The organism is Marinoscillum sp. 108, from assembly GCF_902506655.1.
Classification (GTDB): domain Bacteria; phylum Bacteroidota; class Bacteroidia; order Cytophagales; family Cyclobacteriaceae; genus Marinoscillum; species Marinoscillum luteum.
This window is the reverse complement of the sequence record NZ_LR734808.1, coordinates 1583073-1602703: the sequence shown is the minus strand read 5'-3', so window position 1 is coordinate 1602703 and position 19631 is coordinate 1583073. Positions and strand designations below refer to the sequence as shown.

The 19631-nt window shown below is 45.7% G+C and carries 17 protein-coding genes and 1 tRNA gene; 11 read left to right on the top strand and 7 right to left on the bottom strand.

What is annotated here, in order from left to right; translation table 11 throughout:
• Positions 1-122: 122 nt before the first annotated feature.
• Positions 123-1280, top strand: coding sequence for a glycosyltransferase family 1 protein (locus GV030_RS06685; RefSeq protein WP_159581024.1), 1158 nt, complete (start codon positions 123-125; stop codon positions 1278-1280).
• On the opposite strand, the gene GV030_RS06680 is transcribed toward GV030_RS06685, so the two are convergent.
• A complete protein-coding gene (locus GV030_RS06680) occupies positions 1263-1997 on the bottom strand; it encodes a putative nucleotide-diphospho-sugar transferase (protein WP_159581021.1) in 735 nt (244 codons plus the stop codon). The genes GV030_RS06685 and GV030_RS06680 overlap by 18 nt on opposite strands.
• Before the next feature lie 220 nt (positions 1998-2217).
• On the opposite strand from GV030_RS06680, the gene GV030_RS06675 reads away from it, so the two are divergent.
• Positions 2218-3303 (top strand): glycosyltransferase, encoded by a 1086-nt coding sequence (locus tag GV030_RS06675; RefSeq protein ID WP_221413294.1) that lies wholly within the window; start codon positions 2218-2220, stop codon positions 3301-3303.
• On the opposite strand, the gene GV030_RS06670 is transcribed toward GV030_RS06675, so the two are convergent.
• Both GV030_RS06670 and GV030_RS06665 read right to left on the bottom strand, forming a co-directional pair.
• Complete coding sequence (locus GV030_RS06670) at positions 3300-4151, bottom strand: hypothetical protein (RefSeq protein ID WP_159581017.1); 852 nt, start codon at positions 4149-4151, stop codon at positions 3300-3302. The two genes, GV030_RS06675 and GV030_RS06670, sit on opposite strands and share 4 nt — an antisense overlap.
• A complete protein-coding gene (locus GV030_RS06665; RefSeq protein WP_159581015.1) occupies positions 4151-5062 on the bottom strand; it encodes an exostosin family protein in 912 nt (303 codons plus the stop codon). The genes GV030_RS06670 and GV030_RS06665 overlap by 1 nt, the downstream gene beginning before the upstream one ends.
• A 75-nt stretch (positions 5063-5137) precedes the next feature.
• Here GV030_RS06665 and GV030_RS06660 point away from each other — a divergent pair, with 75 nt between their 5' ends.
• Genes GV030_RS06660 through GV030_RS06650 form a run of 3 tightly spaced genes read left to right on the top strand, consistent with a single transcriptional unit; the run spans position 5138 to position 8502 of the window.
• On the top strand, positions 5138-6208 hold the full coding sequence (locus GV030_RS06660) for a glycosyltransferase domain-containing protein (RefSeq protein WP_159581013.1): 1071 nt from the start codon (positions 5138-5140) through the stop codon (positions 6206-6208).
• A 12-nt stretch (positions 6209-6220) separates the two neighbouring features.
• Positions 6221-7810 carry a capsule assembly Wzi family protein gene (locus GV030_RS06655; protein ID WP_159581011.1) on the top strand — a complete coding sequence of 530 codons (1590 nt, stop codon included), beginning with the start codon at positions 6221-6223 and terminating at the stop codon, positions 7808-7810.
• A gap of 44 nt (positions 7811-7854) precedes the next feature.
• On the top strand, positions 7855-8502 hold the full coding sequence (locus GV030_RS06650) for a hypothetical protein (RefSeq protein WP_159581009.1): 648 nt from the start codon (positions 7855-7857) through the stop codon (positions 8500-8502).
• 6 nt (positions 8503-8508) lie between these two features.
• Here the strand turns inward: GV030_RS06650 and GV030_RS06645 are convergent, their stop codons facing one another.
• Positions 8509-10167: a cyclic peptide export ABC transporter gene (locus GV030_RS06645; protein ID WP_159581007.1), complete on the bottom strand. Its 1659-nt coding sequence runs from the start codon at positions 10165-10167 to the stop codon at positions 8509-8511.
• Positions 10168-10314: 147 nt separating this feature from the next.
• On the opposite strand from GV030_RS06645, the gene GV030_RS06640 reads away from it, so the two are divergent.
• Positions 10315-11964, top strand: a complete 1650-nt coding sequence (locus GV030_RS06640; RefSeq protein ID WP_159581005.1) for a hypothetical protein — start codon at positions 10315-10317, stop codon at positions 11962-11964.
• Here GV030_RS06640 and GV030_RS06635 read toward each other — a convergent pair.
• Entirely contained in the window at positions 11961-12581 is a 621-nt protein-coding gene (locus GV030_RS06635) for a hypothetical protein (protein ID WP_159581003.1), read from the bottom strand. The genes GV030_RS06640 and GV030_RS06635 overlap by 4 nt on opposite strands.
• 198 nt (positions 12582-12779) lie before the next feature.
• Between GV030_RS06635 and GV030_RS06630 the strand changes: the two genes are divergently transcribed.
• Entirely contained in the window at positions 12780-13964 is a 1185-nt protein-coding gene (locus GV030_RS06630) for an acyloxyacyl hydrolase (protein WP_159581001.1), read from the top strand.
• 19 nt (positions 13965-13983) lie between these two features.
• Complete coding sequence (locus GV030_RS06625; RefSeq protein WP_159580999.1) at positions 13984-14670, top strand: hypothetical protein; 687 nt, start codon at positions 13984-13986, stop codon at positions 14668-14670.
• Positions 14671-14739: 69 nt separating this feature from the next.
• Here GV030_RS06625 and GV030_RS06620 read toward each other — a convergent pair.
• Positions 14740-14813, bottom strand: a tRNA-Pro gene (locus tag GV030_RS06620).
• A 462-nt stretch (positions 14814-15275) separates the two neighbouring features.
• Here GV030_RS06620 and GV030_RS06615 point away from each other — a divergent pair.
• The 3 genes from GV030_RS06615 to GV030_RS06605 all read left to right on the top strand — a co-directional run bounded on the left by GV030_RS06615 (position 15276) and on the right by GV030_RS06605 (position 18748).
• Entirely contained in the window at positions 15276-15692 is a 417-nt protein-coding gene (locus tag GV030_RS06615; protein ID WP_159580997.1) for a Fur family transcriptional regulator, read from the top strand.
• The gene (locus GV030_RS06610) at positions 15682-18087 is read left to right on the top strand and encodes a TonB-dependent receptor (RefSeq protein ID WP_159580995.1); all 2406 of its coding nucleotides are present in this window, start codon (positions 15682-15684) and stop codon (positions 18085-18087) included. Before GV030_RS06615 ends, GV030_RS06610 begins: the two co-directional genes overlap by 11 nt.
• 70 nt (positions 18088-18157) lie before the next feature.
• On the top strand, positions 18158-18748 hold the full coding sequence (locus GV030_RS06605; protein WP_255465172.1) for a hypothetical protein: 591 nt from the start codon (positions 18158-18160) through the stop codon (positions 18746-18748).
• On the opposite strand, the gene GV030_RS06600 is transcribed toward GV030_RS06605, so the two are convergent.
• Complete coding sequence (locus GV030_RS06600) at positions 18739-19617, bottom strand: diacylglycerol kinase family protein (RefSeq protein WP_159580993.1); 879 nt, start codon at positions 19615-19617, stop codon at positions 18739-18741. The two genes, GV030_RS06605 and GV030_RS06600, sit on opposite strands and share 10 nt — an antisense overlap.
• Positions 19618-19631 lie beyond the last annotated feature (14 nt).

Below are 19631 nucleotides of genomic sequence, written 5' to 3'. Positions count from 1 at the left end.
TCGATGGGGGATACTTGTGTGAAATAACTAGAATCTCCATTTCAGATACAAAAAAAGCTTTTTTATTTTACAAATTGAGGCGAGTGAAGAAGTGCTACTTTTGCCCCGTAAATTAATACCTGATGTCAAAAATAAGGATAGCTTTTTTTCTGGATGTAATGAAGGAGGATTTTGATGGGGTGAGTATCACTATGCATCAGGTGATCAACCGTATTCCGAAAGAGACTTTCGAGCCCATATTTATTACCCCACAGCCTCCGGAGAGAGACTTTAAGTATCCTGTCTACCAATGCCCATATCTCAATATCCCATTTAGCAACAAAGACTACAGGCTTGCCTTGCCCGGGAGAATGAAGGAACTCACGGATATTCTTGATGACTTTGGGCCGGACATTTTGCATTTCAGTTCGCCGAGTGGCTTAGGTGGATTTGCAGTAAAATATGCCCGGCGAAAACAAATCCCCGTGACCACTATTTATCATACACACTTCCCCAGTTTTGCCAACTATTACCTCAGATACATTCCTTTTGTTGAAAAGATCACCGAACCGATCGTGCATAGACTCTTTTGGCTCTATAGGGGAAGCACCAGGGTCTTTGCCCCTACGAAAAGCATGGAGGAATACCTGCTGGGAAAAGGAGTAAAGTCCGATCAGTTGAAAATCTGGGGGCGAGGTGTGAATACTGAACGCTTTAGCCCTGAGCATAGAGATGACCTGCTCTGGCCTCAGCTTCCAGAAGGGTGCAAAAAGGTGCTATTCGTAAGCCGGCTGGTCAAAGAAAAGGAGCCTAAAACATTGATACGCCTGTATAATCTTTTTCAGGAGCGAAGACCTGAAATAAAAATGGTGATCACAGGTGAGGGGCCCACCAGGGCTAAGCTGGAAAAAAATATGCCCGAAGCGCTTTTCACGGGTAAGCTCACCGGGCTGGACTTGTCCCGGGCGTATGCCTCAGCGGATATCTTCGTGTTTCCTTCTACTACTGAGACTTTTGGAAATGTGGTGCTTGAGGCGTTGGCCTCTGGTTTGCCGGTGGTAGCCGCTGCTGAAGGCGGCCCCAAAGACATTATCCAGGACGGAGAAACCGGAGTGCTCGTAGAGCCTCAACAAGAGGAGGCCTTTTTCGCCGAAATCGTGAAGCTGGTGGATGATGCCGCTTATTACGAGGGTGTCAGAAATGCTGCATTGGCCTATGCCAGGTCTCAAAACTGGGAGAGTTTGTGCCAGGAGCTTTTCAGTACTTACACGGCCCTTGTTCAATCAGCAGAGGGAAAGTAAGCCTTCTTTTCCACCATCCAGCAGCGCTTTGGTTTCTTCCAGATTCTTACGGTTGCCACATGCTTCCTCATAAAACCCTTGCATCTGAGCAGTTCGGGAATCTACATTGGAGGAGGTTATGTGATAAAGAAATCGGTTTTTCTTCATCGGTTTCGGTACCCACCAAAGTGGTTTGTGAAAGTACCTTTTTGGTAAAACTACCTGTTGCTCCTGATACTCTGGCTCCACACAGTTCCAGTATACCAGCTGATTTCTTGGATGAATATCGTTGAATTGCTTACCATCGTTGTAGGCAGCATCAATCCATCTAGCTATAATTTTGCGCCCGGTTTCATCATTTCTGACAATCACAAAACCAGCATTCGGCTTCTTTTTTCTACTTAAGGAGAAAGGTGTATCTGCGGCCATATAAATGGACGTGTTGGGTCTTCCGTATTTACCAACAAAATAATCGATGGTGCGGTCTGGTCGCATGATGACCGTATCCGCATCCAGAAGGATTACATAGGAATCCGGTCCCTGAGGACTATTAGCCAACACCGTTTTGAGGATATCAATCTTGGTCCAGTTGATGTGCAGGTCGGTGATGGTTTTGGATCGTTGGATCTGGAGGTGATACCCGTGGGCCAGGGCATAGCTGCGGGCAGATGCCGCACTGAAGAGAGCGTATCTGTCGATGTTTGGTGTGGCCAATTGGATGATTGTAATGTCAGGCATTTGAGGGTTTTATAGCAGAAGTACCATGCTGGAAAGCGATAGCTGTTCTGATGAGTCTGCAAAAATGCATTTATTTTACTGAAATGCCAGAGCCAGTCCCGGGGTTATTCTGTGCTATGTTTGCTGAAAGCTGATGAACAAACCTATGTTTTCAATTGTCGATTGCAATAATTTTTGGAGTCCGTCCGGTGGGGGGGTGAGGCGGTACCATTTGGAGAAGATGGCGTTTTATAAAGATCGACAGGATGTAAAGTATTCGTTCGTAATGCATGACAGTGAAACATGGACTGAGCAGATCGGGGAGAATGCTTTTATAGAACACCTGAAGGTGCCCAAAGTGTATGGCAACTGGGAGTATCGGTACCTGACCAGAAGTGCACCCCTGGAACCCATACTCAGGAGGATTAACCCTGATGTGATTGAAGTGGGGTCGCCTTATTTTATGCCGGGAATTGTGCGGAAGATTGTCCGAAAGCATAGATTGAGGGCCCGGACCTACGGGTTTTGGCATGCCGATTTTCCAGTGACATATGTAAAACGATTCATGGAGCCAATGGGCCAGGGCATGGCCAAAATGGGCGAGCGAATGGCCTGGAAGTACGCCCGCAAAAACTACAACCAGATGGATGGAGTGGTGGTGTCTAGCAGGCTGATTATGGATAGGATGGAAAGGAATGGTTTAAAGAATGTTCATTTTTTGCCACTGGGGGTGAATGAACAACTTTTTAATCCAGGCAGAAGGGATGTGGGGCTGATTGCCGAATTGAAGAAGGGGAACGAAGATCGGTTACTGCTGTTTTTTCCGCATCGGTTTAGCAAAGAAAAAGGGCTGGATGTCATACTGAAGGCTTACCACATGATGTGTGAAGGACTGGATCATGAACCAGTGTTGATCATAGCTGGCGCCGGCCCCTATGAACATTTAGCCAGAGAAGCCGGTGAAAAGTATGAGTTTGTTGAACTCAGGGGATTTATAGAAGGAAAGGAAGAAATGGCTCGGTATTATGCCAGTGCAGATCTTGGGTTTGCACTGAGTAAATGGGAAACTTTCGGGCTTTCGCTGTTGGAATCTCTTAGTTCTGGCTTACCGCTGATAGCGGCTAATGAAGGAGCGGCCTATGAGCATATCGATACATCTGGGGCGGGTACCATAATTAAAGAGGTAACCCCCGAAGCAGTGGCCAGAGCGGTAATAGAGTTCTCATTAATGGACGCTAAGAAAATGCGTGAAAAGGCCAGAGCATACGCTGAGCCATTGACTTGGGAAAGCTGTTTTGAGAATCAGTTGGCCATCTACAGGGGTTAGTCAAACAGTTTCCAATCCCCTTCAAAATACCGATAGAGGGCGTCATTGTTCGAATTGTCCGCATTGGCAGTGTCTCTAAGGCCCTTGGTTTTTAGGTGCTTGTAGGATTCCATTCGGCAGTAGGCGAAATTTCCCATCACCAAAGTCCTCGGGATTTTCTTTTTGGCCAGGTGGCCACTCAGCCAGATGTCATCAGCAAAAAAGGCTCCCTTTGGCGCATGTACATAGTCGAATACTTCGTTGGTGAAAAACGACTTTCTGATTGCATAAGAGGAGGCTCCCTGTATGATTTCCACGGATGTGTTACCCGATATATTGGGTTTGGGCTTTACTATTTTCAAACCCGCTCCACGCAGGATTTTTTTGTCCGAATGTTCAAGTGATTTGGGTATCCTCCATCCGCACAGCGTCAGCGCATGATTAGGAAGTGTCCTAGCATGGTGCAGGTAATTTTCTATCAGCTTTTTGGGGTATACCTGGTCATCATCCAACACAATGATCAGTGCATCAGAGGGGATTGATGGAATTTTAAGGGTGGGCAATGATTTGGATGCCGGCCCTAGGTCCTCTTCTATGAAGTTGATATGAACCAATTTCATATGGTTGATAAAATCAGGGATTTCATACCTAATCCCGCCCTTCGATATTTTGGGGATATTAATAATGATTTCCTCCGGTAAAACAGACTGATCTGAAAGAGAAATGAGGGTGTCCCTGAGCTTACTTATCCGGGAGGGGGTAGTGGTCAGGGAGACGTACACCCCGGATTTTTCCTTTCGCTTTAATTTTGGCTGAGGGTGGAAGAAAGAAATCTTAACGTATCGTAATAGCTCCGGGATTACAGCCATTATTTGACGAAGCTAAGGATTTTCTTATACCAGTGACCTGCCCACAACTGCGGCAGGTTGTTGAATTGAGGAGATAGCTCAAGCCACTTCTTTTCAAGTGCTTCCTCGGTCACTTCTTCCCAATCTTCCACGATCCACACCGGGAACTCCCGGTACATGGGGTCCAAAGGAGTGGAGGTAACCACAGGGATAGCTCCCAGGTAAAGGGCTTCCCAAAGCCGGAAGGTATCCAGCGCCTCTCCCGGAGGAGCAATCACGAACCTGGATCGGTGCATCTCCTGGGCATACTGCAGCCATGATCGCTCACCCACACAGGTGGCAAAGGACTGGGCTTTGAAGTAATTGACCGTTTGAAGCCGGTTTTCGTAACGCGCCTGTTTTTTGTGTCCGATGCCCACGTTTACATAACATGTGATGTCCTTTTCTGGCGGGGTGGCGCGCATCTGATTCCAGAATTCCTGAGAACCACCACGCTCATGAGGATCACGCTGATTGGTTATCCCTAGAGGAATGGTGTGGGATTTTGGATGATCATAAACCAAGTTTTTGCCAAACCAGGCAAGCATCCGGTCGTCATCCAGGTGCTTTTCATATTTAGACCAGTCTGGGGTCATGCCATTGTGAGTGATCAGGACAAATTCCTGATCAATCTTGTGGATGATTTTATCGAAAAAGATATTGACAAAGTCGCCGGGTCTGGTCTGAATGGCATAGACGATCAGTGGACTGTCCTTTTTCGGAATGGTGGGGTTATGAGAGCTTTTATCTATGATCACCTCTCCGATGGCCCTGAACGTATCTCCTGAGAGGTAAGGAAAGAGTGTTTTGTATCGGTAGTCAAAAATGTCAAGTTTCCTATTGATCGGGGCTTTCCAGAATTTCCTGACTCTTCTTGATTTTAAATTTCCCATGCTTGGTTGTCGTATTGAAAAAGGACGTAAATATCTTAAAGATCGTTTACTTTGCCCACAAAACAGGTCATAAAGATGGGTTTAAAGTTGGTGACATTGGTGGATAAGATTGACGAGCGAATGTCGCCCCTGCAGCGGTCTTGTGAGGAGCATGGTCTGAAGTTGGAAGTGGTGGGTGTGGGTACTACGTGGAAACGAAATGCCTTTAAGTTTAGGGTGCTGGAGAAGTACCTTCAGTCAGAGGGTGTTGATGATGATGATGTGCTCTTGCTGGTAGACGCCTTTGATGTGGTGATGAATGCAGGAGAGAGTGATCTCATGGAGAGATACCTGGCACAGAATGCAGATGTGGTGTTTTCTGCAGAGGCTAATTACTACTTCCGTGAGGCTGATCTCAGCCTGAAGTATTGGAGGATTTATCCTCGGCAAGAGGGTTCTGTTTATCACTTTTTGAACTCAGGTACCTTCATGGCCCGGGCTTCCGCCCTGAAAGCTTTGTTGTCTGAAATTTCCGTTACCTATGGTGTGGATTATCAGGATGATGATCAGCTATATCAGGTAAGATCGGATCAGTACTTATATAGCCGTTATTATGTAGATGCTACGCTGGGCCTGGTTCATCCAAAGTTCACCATCAAACTGGATTCAGAGCAGAAGCTTTTTGGCTGCTCGGGCGGACGAATGTGTGTAGCCTCCTGGGGACGGGTATCAGAAATACAGGATTACCTGTTTTTCAAATACGAGCGGAGGATGCTAAAAACCTTTTGGATAAAAGAAACTCAGGAAAATTGTCGCGACCTCAGTTTTTCGGGAGGACAATTTCACAATACCTTCACTGGAAGTTCCCCGGCAATCATCCACCTTCCCGGGACTTACACCCGCTTTGAAACCGTTTTGAATAAGATCAAGGGAAAGCCTACGTTTAACCGATGGACATGGGCGCGACCTCTGGCTTTGGTATTGAGTTTCATAGCTTTTCTCAGGTCAGTGGTCAACTTTTGGTATATATCGCGAGTGAATCAAGGGGTGACTGAGATTAAGGCCATTTTTCCTTTACAAAAGGGTGCTGACCTGACTAGGTTTGCGGAAGGAGGTTATTTTAGGTCTGGGAAGTGCTACCCCAAAGACAATCCTTTTACGATTTGAGTGAGTGGTATTATGATTAGAAAAACATTAGGTGTCCTTTTATTGCTTTCGGCCATGGCCGGAAAAACCCAGGTTTTGTACCCAGATTCTTATCTGGTGGACTACAATAAGTTGCTGGAATTGCAAAATGATTCGCTGCGGAAACGGATCATGGTGAATACTGCAAATGTTTCCCCTAATGAGTATGACCGAACTCCTGAATGGAATGCCTGGGGAGATCATTATCAGATTTACCGAGGTGGTGAAAATCGTTTCAGCGTCCTTCCAGTGATTTCTTCTTTTGGCTTCAACTCAAAGTACCCCAGAAGCTATAATGACGGGCCCGTATGGCGTGGTAAGGGGATGAATGCAGATATTAATTTTGGTTTTAGAGGACATTTTGGGATGCTTCATTACACCTTCGCTCCAGTGGTTTACTATGCCCAGAATAAGGATTACCCTCGGCCTAATGGTGCTGCTAGCGAATTTAGTTACCCCTATTCCTCGAGGATAGACTGGGTGCAGCGGTATGGAGCTGAGGCTGTGACCAAGTTTCATATGGGGCAGTCGGATTTACGCCTGATTTATAAAAAAATGACACTTGGGGTTTCCACACAGAACGTAGTACTGGGTCCATCGCAGGTCAATCCCATCATTATGAGTAACAATGCCGCGATGTTTCCGCATATAGATTTCGGTACAGATACGCCTATTGAAACAGTGATCGGAGATTTTGAATTTCGATCCTACTGGGGCATTATGAACGAGTCTGATTACTACGACGATAATGATAGAAACAATCAACGGTACTTTCAGGGTGGAGGAGCCTATTACAGGCCATCCTTTCTTCCTGGTCTTTCCGTAGGTGCCACCAGGATTCACTATCGGGACTGGAAGATTCAAAAGTTCGCTTTGAGTGATGTTTTTCTTTCTTTTGCTGATTTTTCGAGCAATAAGGATAGCCTGAGTTCGGGTAGTGTGGTCAATGATGTTTATGACCAGATGGTGGCCATCAATTTAAAATGGACTTTTGAAGAGGTGGGTTTTGAAACTTACCTGGAGTTTGCTAAAAACGACTTCAGTAATATCCGTGCGCTGGCCACTGAGCCTGAGCATAGCAGGGCCTATACCATTGGTTTTATCAAGGTGTTTGATCTTGGTGACAACAAAGCGGTGAAAGCTACCTATGAGCACACCACTTTGGGGCAAACCCGATTGATCAAATTGCGATTTTCGCCTCCTTATTATTTGCATCACCTGGCGCCTCAGGGCTATACCCAAGGTGGACAACTGCTTGGTGCGGGCATTGGGCCGGGTTCTAATGGTGATATACTTATGGTTAATTATTATTTCCCTCAAGGGATGTATGGGATGAGTTTGCAACGAATCAGGTTTAACGACGACTATGCATTTGGCACCTTTGACCCCAATGGTGACAGGCCCTTTGATATGGAGTACACGGCTACCTTAAAGGCTCTGCGCTTTGTAAGCGACTTTTCAGTGGGCGCAGAGCTCTCCCTTAGCAACCGGCTCAACTGGCAGTATATCAAAGGTAACGATGTGAAGAATCTCTACTTTAGGTTTGTATTGGGGTACCAGCTGGCTAATTTGGCGAAACAATAAATAAAGTATACTTTTCCAAATTACACTTACTAAACAATGGTAATTTGACGCTAAAAGAGCTTGGGCAAAATCTCATCATAGGAATCAATCGCTATTCTCCAAAACCCCTTCTCCATCCATTTAGAATGACCGGGCCGGAGAAAAAACTCTTCGACGCTACTGTTGGTCTGTCCGACTACTACCTTGAATTTGGAATGGGAGGCAGTACTTTTCGTTCTTTGGGGAAGTCTGAAGCCGATATATGTTCGGTAGATTCTTGCAAGGAATGGGTGAATATGATGAAACAGTATCTTTTCATTCGCCGAATGGAGAAGACAAGGTTGAATCTCGTTCACGTGGACATAGGGCCAACAGGAGAATGGGGAAGACCGCTTGGTGATGAATCCAGAGAGCTCTTTCCTTCCTACTCAGCGGAGGTATTTGAGCAGATAGATAGCGAAAAAATAGATACAGTGTTAGTCGATGGACGTTTTCGGGTTTCGTGCGTGCTCAAAACCATCATGGAGTGCCACACCAATAAGCGATTGAATATCCTCTTCCATGACTTCCACAGGGAACAATATCAGGTGGTCCTGAAATACCTCGAGGAAGTGTCGATGGTAGATACTCTGGTACTCCTGAAACTCAAAAAAGAGATTGACTTTGATGCCTTAGAGCAGGATTACGATCGATACAAATACGATTCTGATTGAGGCCGATTAATTAAAAAACTCCTGCAGTTGATCGTGCAGCAGGTGGGTTTCCAATAGCTGACCTTCTTTGAGCATGATCACCTCATCTGCACAGTCGAAATAGGATTCATCATGGGTGATGGCAAAAACAGTTTTACCACGAGCCTTCAAATCCGGAATCAATTTCTTGTAGAATATTTTCTTATAGTACGGATCCAGCCCCGCTGCCCACTCATCAAACAAGTAGATGGGTTTGTCTTCCAGATAGGATATCAGCAGTGCCAATCTTTTTCTCTGCCCGGTGGAAAGGTTGGTGGTGGTGAGCTTTCTATTCACGATTTCCACTTTTTTGTCCAGCTCCAGCAGTTTCAAATATTCCTGAGCTTTTTCATCGATGACGGACTGTGGGATATGAATGATTTCATCAAAAAGGTAGAAGTCTGCAAAGATGACATTAAACTGGTCTCGGAAATTTTCAACATTCTCAGGGAGCACCTTTTTTCCGAAGTGGGTCACTTCACCTTCCTGAGGAGGATAAAGGCCGCAGAGTACTTTGGCCAGGGTGCTTTTACCGCTACCATTCCCGCCTATGAGGAAGGTCACCTGACCTTTTTTTACATCCAGATTGATCGGGCCAAGTTTGAAAAATTTCTCCTCTTCGGTGTGGTAGTAGCTATAGGCGACATTTTTCAGTGAAATGACAGGCTCAGATTCCACTACAGGGAAAATCTTGGTGTTGTCCTCTTCCAAAGCCGGGGCGGTTTCTTTTTCCAGATCCAAACCGGCTGAGTCAATTTGCTCCAAAGCGATATTGATTCGCTGAAAATCAGGGAGTACCCGGGTGATTTTAGAAAGAGGTGCAATGGTGAAAACCGTTACCGTGAGGAATTGAACCATTACGTCATAGGTAGTTATGCCAGTTTCTTTGATGATCAAAAGGATACCACCAATCCCCAGAAACAGGATAACCTCACCCCATCGGGAGAATATCTCCACGGTCGTTTTGCCAATTACCTGATGTTTTTTTTGCTCTTCGGTGAGTGGTTCAATGATTTCCTTGGTGTAGAGACTCCTGAATTTCTTATTGATTGTGAGTTCTTTGAGCCCATAAATAAGTCCTTCAAAATAGCCGAAAAGCACATTCTGATGATTTCTGGTTTTCCTCAGGCGCTCACCATAAGAGTTGAGCGGGAGCCTGTACAGGATAAAGGCCATCAGAAATACAATCATGAATAAACAAAAGAGCTTCCAGGAGATGAAGATCATGTAAGCGAAGCAGGCCATTACCGTGGTGACCGCTGTGAAAATGGCGGGTAGCTTGATAATGATGGAGGAAATAGTGTTGATGTCATCCGTGAGGATGGTGAAAAGCCTTTTGGTCTGATATTCGAGCTTGTGAAAGGAGGCTTTCAGAATTTTATTGCTGATGGTGAGGCGCATGTCCTGGATCACCACCTGGCTGAGGAGTGTGATCAGGTAAGCACCAAAAATGCTGGTGGTGACATAGATGAGCAGGATGCCCAGAAATTGCCAGATGATCGTGTCGGAATTGGCCATTTCGGTTTTGATGGCCTCATTGATCATGTAGATCACCGCAGTGAGGGCAGTTCCGGAGATGAAGCTGGCAATGGCTGCTACGGTAAACTTCCATGCCGAAGACTTGAAAAGAAGGGCAATTACTTTCATAGATATTAATGTCGCCTGTACAAAATTCAGGAATTCGCAAAGTTAAGTGATCTGTGCGAAGTACATACTTCAATTTGAGGATACATGTTCAAGGTGAAGTCTGAGCTTTTAACCTACATTGGTTTGGTTTAGTTTTGCTCATTCCAGATGATGAATAACCCTCCCGTAAAGATTTTCAGTTTTGAACAAAGTAGCAAACCGCCCCGCGCTGAGCGTGATAGCTTGCTGAAGGCCGGGGTGGAGTGGTGTTCTGTGGTGACAACTCAGGAGCAGTGGCTCCAGGCGCTTATCGATGCGCTTGATAAAGAAAATGATCAGACAGTGGTTTTGGTTATTTCAGACCCGGAGCGGGTTTCCCTGAGTGGTGAGGTGGCCATACTGGCAGACAGATTTGCTCTACTGGGTACTGATGTGGTTTTTGCCGCTTCTTCAACCTATTTGTTGGAAGACCAAAGACTGCACTATTTTTACTGGAAACACTACTCAAGACCTCATGAGCGGTACAATTACCTGGATTCTACAGCCTTCATGGGAACGGCCGGTGACTTGAAGGCCCTACTTCGTCAGGCCATGGAGCGTTATGGGGAGCAGTGTTCTTATCACGATGCACTGAGCAGATATTATGCTGATTCGGCCAGCGGATGTTTTCAGCCTGAAGTCAATTTCATTATTGATCATGATCAGGTGTTGATAGCGAGCACCAGGTTATCTGCAAAACCACAAGCTCAAAAGGGATGGATGTACGAGATGCTTTACGCCCGAAACGAACGGGATATTTACAGTCAGAACCACCTCATTTCCGCTTTAACCAAGTCTTTGAATGTTTCCCGGGAGGGAGATACTTTCCGGCATCTAACCGGGACCAACCCACTGGTGGTCGTGCAGGATGCACCATCACCGGTAACCCCCGGCAAAGCATCTTTTCTGCTCAATATGAGGGCGCATTTGCAGACTGTTCGTCAATTGTTCTTGATCGGTAAGGCCAATAAATGGCATTTTCAGAAGGAACGAATATTCAGGCACCTGCCAAATAAGAGTGCAGTGATTCACAAAGCCACGGAGCTGCTGGTGGGTCGACTAGAGGCCAAAAAGCCTGTAAGTTTTGCCCATTATAATGACGGGGAGCTTACGTTCATTCAGGATTTCTTAAAAGGCGAGCAGCATGAAAAGTGGTTCGGTAGGAAACAGCAACAATACAATCCGGTACTCGCAGAGCGGCTTTATGAGGCAATGCGCTTTCAAAAAGAAGGCTATCTGGTGGGAGTTCCGTGTTCTCTGGATCATCCCAAATTGAGAAAACAGGCTGACGAAATAGTGGGTGACTATGTGCATAAAGTTCAGGCCATGGCCATCCATCATAACCTGGCTTTCATGCCCCGCCTGTTGGAGGCACTAAAGGGTCGGGAAGTATACTTTTTCACCAATGAGTATCAGGACCTTTCATTTTTTGAGGCCTTTGGAATAGAAATGGTTTCAGAGCGAATCTTTCAGGTGCCTTTTAGAAACTCATACCTGGAATATGACCGATTTAAGGATATGAGGTTTCCTGATGAGGCGGTAGTGGTGCTGACCTGCGGAATGCTGGCCAAAATATTGACCAAAGTGTGGTACGAAAATCACGATTCTTTATCTGTACTTGCCCTTGGATCAAGCCTGGATGATCACATCCAAAAGAAAAATATATCCTTTGAACTATATCCGTCAGACCTGCCGCTGACACGGAACCTGCACCACTCCAGGTCATTCCTTTTTGGCTATAAGCCTACCTGCAAGGAGTGCTTTGATTTTGATGATTAATCATTCACCAGGGTGTCCATCTCAGAAATGAAATAATCAATTTTCTCAGCGATCAGCACTGGGGCCATGGCTTCTGAAAGAATCAAAGAATCTATTTCATAGTAGATATGTCGTTCCAGGTTCATGTTGGGCAAGTCCGAATATTGAGAGGCACTTTTGAGGTGCATCTGAGCGTACTTCAGTGCCACCATGGCCTGAACAGGATTGTTACTTTCAGCATAGCGTTCTGAAATGCGCAGCTCCGCAAGTGTGAGCGCATTCAGGGCGAATTCGAAGGCTTTGTTAAGATCCTCAGAAACGAGGGAATCTCTGACGATCTCTTCATAAATCATTTCCAGATGAACAATTGCCTCATCCACTTTTTGCTTGCTGTTGACGTCTATGTCCGTTTCGATTTTCTTAATCGATTCAATGGCCTTGTCGAGGTGATGAAGACTTCTTTCAGCTAGCTGTTCTTTGGCATAATGCCGCACATTGCTGAGGTAGAGGTCTGGTTCGGCGGATGTTTCGTTCAGTGAAGGGTGGTCTGGGTTGGTTTGCGTGAATAGTCCTGCCACAAACAGGATGCTTATCAGAAATACCAGCGTCCCGGCGTATTGAAAAATCTTACTTGACATGGCGAAAAGGGGTTTGATTGGCTATCATTAAGTTAACGAAAAGGAATCGAAGATGGACAGCTTTTTTGATGTAATTACCATGCTTTTGACCTCCTATCATTCGGTGCTTTCGTTTTTAGGTTTTCTTTCTGGCCTAATCGTAAACAAATTTCCACTGGTTGAATACATTTGTTTGTTTGAAGTTTACCCAACTGATAGATGAATCATAGGAAAGTACGCTTATGTCTGGCGGTTTCAATGCTGTGTTTAGCAGGGAGTGTATACAGTCAATCAAGTCCGAGTTTTTTTCTGACATTTAGCAGACATCAGAGTGCCATATTTCAATCACAAAATAGTTTTCTGAATGGTGACAATGGCTCCGAACAGAGGATCTCTCAATGTGCCGGGTACAAAGGTGAGCTTGGCTGGCAGACAAGAAATGCCAGTGCTGAGAATCAGTTGTTGCACTATCCGGCTTTCGGTTTTGGATATACCTCCTTTCGCTTTCCTCAAACCAATGAGTTGGGCAGCCCATTCGCTTTGTATTCATTCTTAGATGCGCCATTTATCCGGACCGAGAGATTTGCCCTTAAATACATGTTTCGCTTAGGACTTTCCCTCAATTGGAAAGCCGAACACCCCGTGCTCAATCCGAATAACAGTGTTATCGGATCAGCAAGAAACTTGTATATCAACTCTGGTATTTTGCTGGAATACAACGTATTCCGCAATACCACATTGAATTTGGACCTGGGGTCTTCGCATTTTTCCAATGGCCACAGGTCTTCACCAAACAGAGGTGTCAACCTGTTGACCGGTTCTGTGGGTGTGCGGTATCATTTTCAGGACTACCAAAGTTTGGCCGCCCGTTCCATAGGCGAAATTCTTGAATTTGATGACCGCAATGAGCTGTATTTTACTTTTGGAACAGGTGTTAGAGAGCAGACTTTCGGCTACTTCGAGCTGGATAAGAAGGTGGCCTTTGTTAATAAGAACTATCGCTTTTACAACCTGTCAGTGGCTTTGCAGCGTCAAACTGGCTATTTACTCAAATGGGGTGGGGGGATAGACCTGATGAGCAATGGAGCAGCCAACGCCAAATTGGAACAACTTCAAAACGGGGCCTGGAAGAAATTAGAAGTTCCGCTGGGAGAAAAGTTACAACTGGGCTTGTTCGGGTCTTTGGAGTGGGTTATGAAGGATTTTTCCATATTGATCCAGCCTGGCTATCGGGTTATTGATCAGGAGAAGATCCGAAAGGTGACCCGATTTTACCAGCATTTAGGAATCAAATATCATGTCCAGGATTTCATTATTGGTATGGGAATCCGATCGGTTAATTTTTCCGAATCTGAATACGTAGAGTTGAACCTTGGTTATAGATTGTTTTGGTATGGTAAATAAGGGGTTACTGGTTTTTTTAATGGCGTCCGTACTATCAGGGGCCCAGGCTCAGAATTCTGACTTTTTCGTCGAGATTTTGGGTGGTGCTGGTGTAGGCTGGTCAGAGATGGAGGAGACTTTTATCAATGGAGAGGACGACAAGACTTATGTCTTAACCGAGGGAACAGGTGTTGGATCCAAAAGTCTGGGCGTATTGGTAGGGAAAGCTCTGGGACAGAGTGTTTTTACCATTCTGGCAGGGGTAGAAGTGCAGCAAACCGGCGGCAAGTACATTTTTTCAAGTGGTCATTTTTACTGGAATACGGACAAAGCCGAGTGGGATATAGCGTCCGGTGAAATCAGGAAGCTGCAGCAGGATTTGGTAAGGCTGCAATTTCCGGTCATTATCCGGGCAGATGTGGGTTCAGGTTTTCAGCTTTCATTTTCAGTTTTTCCTTCTTTCAACATCAAACACAGGGATAAGGCATGGGAGAGTGCCATGGAGTTATCACCCGATTTTCGCTTTGAGGAGGATTTTGACGCTAGCGGAAGATTCAGTCTGGGGGTGATCAAAGCGCTCGATTCCAATTTTGCTTTGTCAGTATCCTGGACCGGGGATTTTCAGGGACGTGAATTCCTGGAGGTTGATCAGAATGTAGTGACTGTGTCTCCAGCTTATCAAAACGTGCAGTTACACCTGCACATCAATTGCTCCGCCTTTTGGTGATCAGGTGGAATGAGAAATCTTAACAAAAAACAAAAAGCCCGCTGACTTTACGTCAGCGGGCTTTGTTCGTCGGGGCGGCAGGATTCGAACCTGCGACCCCCTGGTCCCAAACCAGGTACACTACCGGACTGTGCTACGCCCCGAACAGTTTTGCTCCGATTATGCGCCGGAACTGCTTCCCTGCTCAAAATCAGGATGCAAATATAGAATTTTTTGCCTCCATAAAAAGGGATGCCAGAAAAAAATATCCATTAATTCAGTAAAGCGTGTGAGCTACACCTTTTCCCACTCACGAGGTTACTTTTAATCAGTTCGTGGTATTAAAAAAGGTATAAAAAATCTTTATATAATTATAAATAAACCAGCTATGTCTTTTTTTACACGTATTCTTATTGCCATCATTTGCTTGACTATTTTGGCCTCACTTAGTTCCTGCACCGCCACGAATGCCAAGAATTATTCATGGACTGACCTCCAGCACTCCAGAGATTTAGACAAGAAAAAGGGGAAGCAGTCAAAAAAGTACCAACGTAGTTTTGCGAAGACGCATCACTATTGATTAAAAGTTTGCAACACTATTGCATAAGACTTACTTTTGCAATGGAATGAAATATAGCGAACTCAAGCAAATTTTAAAGAATCATAAACTCCGGGTCACAGACTCACGGATGGACGTGTTGGAGCACTTTCTTACCCATAAGAAAGCACTCTCCTTTAAGGACCTGGAGGAAAAGTTTTCAACTTACGATCGGGTAACACTTTATCGCACACTGAATTCGTTCACCGAAAACGGAGTTTTGCACAAGATTCCTGATGACAGTGGTTTCGCCACCTTCGGGGTGTGCTATGATACCTGTAGCTCCGATCACCATCATCACAATCACATGCACTTCAAATGCAATGAGTGTGGGAAGATCGAGTGTGTGGATGAGCATCTGCCTGTGATAGAACTCCCAGGTTACCAGATACAGGAGGCAAATCTCATTTTGAACGGCATATGCAAGTCCTGCGGTGAGGCTTAAGTTATTTATTGTTCTCGTTTTTGGGGTTAATCTGTCTGCCTGGGCTCAGGATTTGTGTGTCAATCAAATCCAGGGGCAGGTGCTGGATCTCGATACCAGGCAACCCATTCCGTACGTGACGGTGATCGTAAAGGAAGAGCCCGGGAAAGGTGCTATTACGGATGCGCAGGGCATTTTTGAGATTAAGGGCTTGTGCGAGAAGGAATTTACCCTGGTGGTATCACATGTGGGATACAAGGAAGCAAGTCATCATCATGATAGTTATCATGATCACCCTACCATTTTATTAGCTTCGGACGATCACTTGCTCGAAAGTGTGGTTGTAGAGGGTATCTATAACCAGACGAGCCTACAGACCATTAGCATCGATCGGCTTTCCAGTGAAGATTTCACTGCGGCCCAATCCGAATCACTCGGTGAGCTAGCGGGCCGCATCACGGGAATCAGCACCATTAGTACAGGGCAAAATGTTGTGAAACCTATTATCCATGGATTGCACAGCAATCGGGTGTTGATTGTTAATAATGGGGTTCGGCATGAGTTTCAGAACTGGGGGATAGAACATGCCCCTGAGATAGATCCTTCACTGGCCGGTTCGGTGGAGGTGGTGAAGGGTGCCGCAACGGTACGGTATGGGCCAGATGCCCTTGGGGGTGTGATTCTGGTCAATCCACCAAAACTGGAGCTGGGAGCTGGTTTTGAAGGCACAGCTGGAGTAGTGGCCAAGAGTAATGGCAGATCAGGGGAAGGCGATTTACAATTGAGTTACGGAAGTGATAACCTGGTGGTAGCGGTGAGTGGCGCCATGGTCGGGCAGGGTGACCTCCATACTCCGGATTATGTATTGACCAACACAGGAAAGCAGGAATATAGCTACGCATCGTCGTTGCGGTACCATAAACATAGCTTTGATTTGGAAGGCTACTATAGCCACTTCTATCAGAGTTTGGGAATCTTGCGGGGATCTGTCAATGGAAGCCTGGAAGATCTGGCCAATGCCATGGAGAGTGAAGTTCCTCCTGGCACCAGTCCGTTTTCATATGACCTCAATAATCCCAGGCAGCAGGTTACTCACGACTTGATGAAGCTTAAAGGGGGCTATGTCTGGGACAACCAGGATATATCTTTTCAATATGCTTATCAGCTGAATCATCGTCAGGAATACGATGTGCGCAAGGGTACCAATAACGAGATACCTTCAGTAGATCTGAAATTAGCTACACAAACCTTTGAGGTAGATTGGAATCACCCTGATCTTGGCCATGTCAACGGAAACATGGGATTGCAATGGTTCTATCAGGATAACAACAATGTGCCGGGCACCAATACGGTTCCTTTTGTGCCTAATTACAATGTTATGCGGGCCGGACTTTTTGCCGTGGAGCGACTGGAAGCGGGTAGTACCACTTATGAGCTGGGGCTTAGATATGATTTTCAATACAATTCAGTGCGGGGGAGGGCTCCGAGTAACGAAATTTACAGCAACGAGCTGACTTACTCACAGCTGACTGGTTCCGCAGGTTTGAAACAAAACCTTAAAAATCACCTGAATTTCAGGTCAAACGTGGGTTTAGCCTGGAGGCCACCGAACGTTTCGGAACTATACATTTTCGGAAAACATCAGGCTTCCATAGAGTATGGCTTATGGCGATACGCCTATGATAATGAGGGAAAAATTTCGGTCAGCGAGGTGTTGTCCGAGGAGGATAAACCAGTGAAACCCGAAGTAGGCATCAAGTGGATCAATACCCTGGAAGGTGAGCAGGATGGTAATCATTGGGAACTCACGGCTTATACGAATGTGATTCGAAACTATATATACACTCGTCCGGCAGGGATCACCAATACGGTTCGGGGGGCTTTTCCTTATTTTATCTATGATCAGGGAGATGCGTTGTTTTGGGGGTTGGACGCGGCTTACCGGCTGGAGTTGACTCAGTTTTGGAAGATAGAAGCTAAATCCAGTTATGTATGGGCGATGAATTTGAAAGAGCGGGAAACGTTTACCAACATTCCTCCTGCCAGAGTAGATGTTGGGTTGGACTATGAAAGAAAACCCGACTTTCTTTCCAGCTCCAGAGTGGCGCTGGGATTGTCCTACGTTTTCAGGTATTTTCAGGAACCCAGAGTAATTACCGTGAGGGAAATATTGGAAGCAGAAGCGGAGGGTCAGGACCTTTTTGTGGAGAATAACGAGATGTTTGATTTTATGGCTGCTCCCGATGGCTATTTCCTGGCCAATTTGTCCTGGAGTGCCGCAGTAGGGAAGTGGGAGTGGAGTGCACGGATTTCCAATTTATTGAACAAGAGGTACAGGGTGTATACCGACAGGCTGCGGTACTTCGCAGACCAAACAGGCAGAAACGTCCAGTTGTCTCTCAGGTATCGAATTTAATTAATGCAATAGAATTGCATTTATGGTTAATATGCAATATTATTGCTTAAGTAAATTAAATCGAAAAACTATGCTTAGAAACAATTGGTTCAGCGCATTTGCCTTGCTCATTCTGACTACCTGGACAACAGGTTGTTCAGATAAGGATGTACCGGATGCAGAGAACGAAGAAGAAATCATTACCAAAGTACAACTCATTTTTTCTCCTACGGAGGGAGCCCCTGTGGTGGTCACGGCATTGGATCCTGATGGTGACGGACCGGAAGATATCGCTCCTTCAGGGCCTATCGTGCTGGCTCCTGCCACAGAGTATGAGTTGTTTATCAAGCTGGAGAACACCATCAGTGATGAAGACATTACCGAAGAGGTGGAGGCTGAGGGGGACGAACATTTGTTCTTCTTTGGTTTTTCAGAAGGAATTTTTGAGAGCCCTACCGGAGATGGTAATGTGGATCAGCGTGCCGATGTGGTTAATTACCTGGATAAGGATGTCGATAATCTCCCCATTGGCTTAATTACCGCTTGGATTACCGGAGAGTCAGGATCGGGGACTTTTCGGGTGATGCTCAAGCACCAACCCGGAATAAAGTCAGCGACTTCTGAGTCTACCGATGGTGAATCCGATGTGGACATCACCTGGACGTTGAATATTCAGGACTGATCAGGGACGACGATCCTGAGCTGGTCTGGTAGCACCCTGATGTGAAGGTCTGTAAGTTCTCCAATGTATTCCCCATCAGACTGGAAGTCAATCGGGGTACTTGACTGGATCTGCACTTCCTGGTAAGAATAGATGTCAAAAAGCTCAGAGTCCCTGTCAGGTTGGTTTTGTAGGAACAGGTTGTTGATCATAAGTTCGGCTGAAAGCGGTTTCATCATGCAGAGTTCTACCTGCTGATCATCAAACTTGCCCACCGGATTTACTTCATAGCCTGTTCCGTACATCCTGGTATTGGCGATCACAAGAAAGTTGGTTTCAAATGCGGTTTTACTGTTACCTGAGGTAATGGTCACCCTGAAATGCCGCTGGAGCATAGGAAGCTCCTGAATAGCACTGATAGCATAACCCATAAAGCCGCTTCTGTTTTCTTCCTCATAGCGCCTGACCAGAGAAGCATTGAGCCCCAGGTCTGCCATATGCAGCATATAGTGTCGGTCATTGATGAGTGTTACATCCAGGTGACTGGTGCGTTCACTCAATATATTTTGAAGAGCATTGTCCATGGAGATGCCAAACTCCCCGGCCAGTCCGTTGGCGGATCCTGAGGGGATAATCCCCAGTGGTATCCCCGTGGAGATAAGTAATGGAGCTACCATGTTGATGGAGCCATCACCCCCAGCTACCCCCACTACATCCGGACAGTAAGTATTTAGTGCATGTTGGATAGCAGCAGCGTCATTACTTCCGGTGGTCTGCAATATTTTGAATTCAGTATGGGAGGTTGAAAAGTGACGGTCTATATCATGAAGAAGTTCATGTGTATTGGCTGATCCGGATACTGGGTTGATAACAAAAAGGTGCTTTTTCATCTTTTATGTTTGAA

Coding starts and splice junctions, on each gene's coding strand:
- GV030_RS06685 (WP_159581024.1), top strand. CDS start 123: ATGTCAAAAATAAGGATAGCTTTTTTTCTGGATGTAATGAAGGAGGAT.
- GV030_RS06680 (WP_159581021.1), bottom strand. CDS start 1,997: ATGCCTGACATTACAATCATCCAATTGGCCACACCAAACATCGACAGA.
- GV030_RS06675 (WP_221413294.1), top strand. CDS start 2,218: ATGGCGTTTTATAAAGATCGACAGGATGTAAAGTATTCGTTCGTAATG.
- GV030_RS06670 (WP_159581017.1), bottom strand. CDS start 4,151: ATGGCTGTAATCCCGGAGCTATTACGATACGTTAAGATTTCTTTCTTC.
- GV030_RS06665 (WP_159581015.1), bottom strand. CDS start 5,062: ATGGGAAATTTAAAATCAAGAAGAGTCAGGAAATTCTGGAAAGCCCCG.
- GV030_RS06660 (WP_159581013.1), top strand. CDS start 5,138: ATGGGTTTAAAGTTGGTGACATTGGTGGATAAGATTGACGAGCGAATG.
- GV030_RS06655 (WP_159581011.1), top strand. CDS start 6,221: ATGATTAGAAAAACATTAGGTGTCCTTTTATTGCTTTCGGCCATGGCC.
- GV030_RS06645 (WP_159581007.1), bottom strand. CDS start 10,167: ATGAAAGTAATTGCCCTTCTTTTCAAGTCTTCGGCATGGAAGTTTACC.
- GV030_RS06640 (WP_159581005.1), top strand. CDS start 10,315: ATGATGAATAACCCTCCCGTAAAGATTTTCAGTTTTGAACAAAGTAGC.
- GV030_RS06635 (WP_159581003.1), bottom strand. CDS start 12,581: ATGTCAAGTAAGATTTTTCAATACGCCGGGACGCTGGTATTTCTGATA.
- GV030_RS06630 (WP_159581001.1), top strand. CDS start 12,780: ATGAATCATAGGAAAGTACGCTTATGTCTGGCGGTTTCAATGCTGTGT.
- GV030_RS06625 (WP_159580999.1), top strand. CDS start 13,984: ATGGCGTCCGTACTATCAGGGGCCCAGGCTCAGAATTCTGACTTTTTC.
- GV030_RS06615 (WP_159580997.1), top strand. CDS start 15,276: ATGAAATATAGCGAACTCAAGCAAATTTTAAAGAATCATAAACTCCGG.
- GV030_RS06605 (WP_255465172.1), top strand. CDS start 18,158: ATGCTTAGAAACAATTGGTTCAGCGCATTTGCCTTGCTCATTCTGACT.
- GV030_RS06600 (WP_159580993.1), bottom strand. CDS start 19,617: ATGAAAAAGCACCTTTTTGTTATCAACCCAGTATCCGGATCAGCCAAT.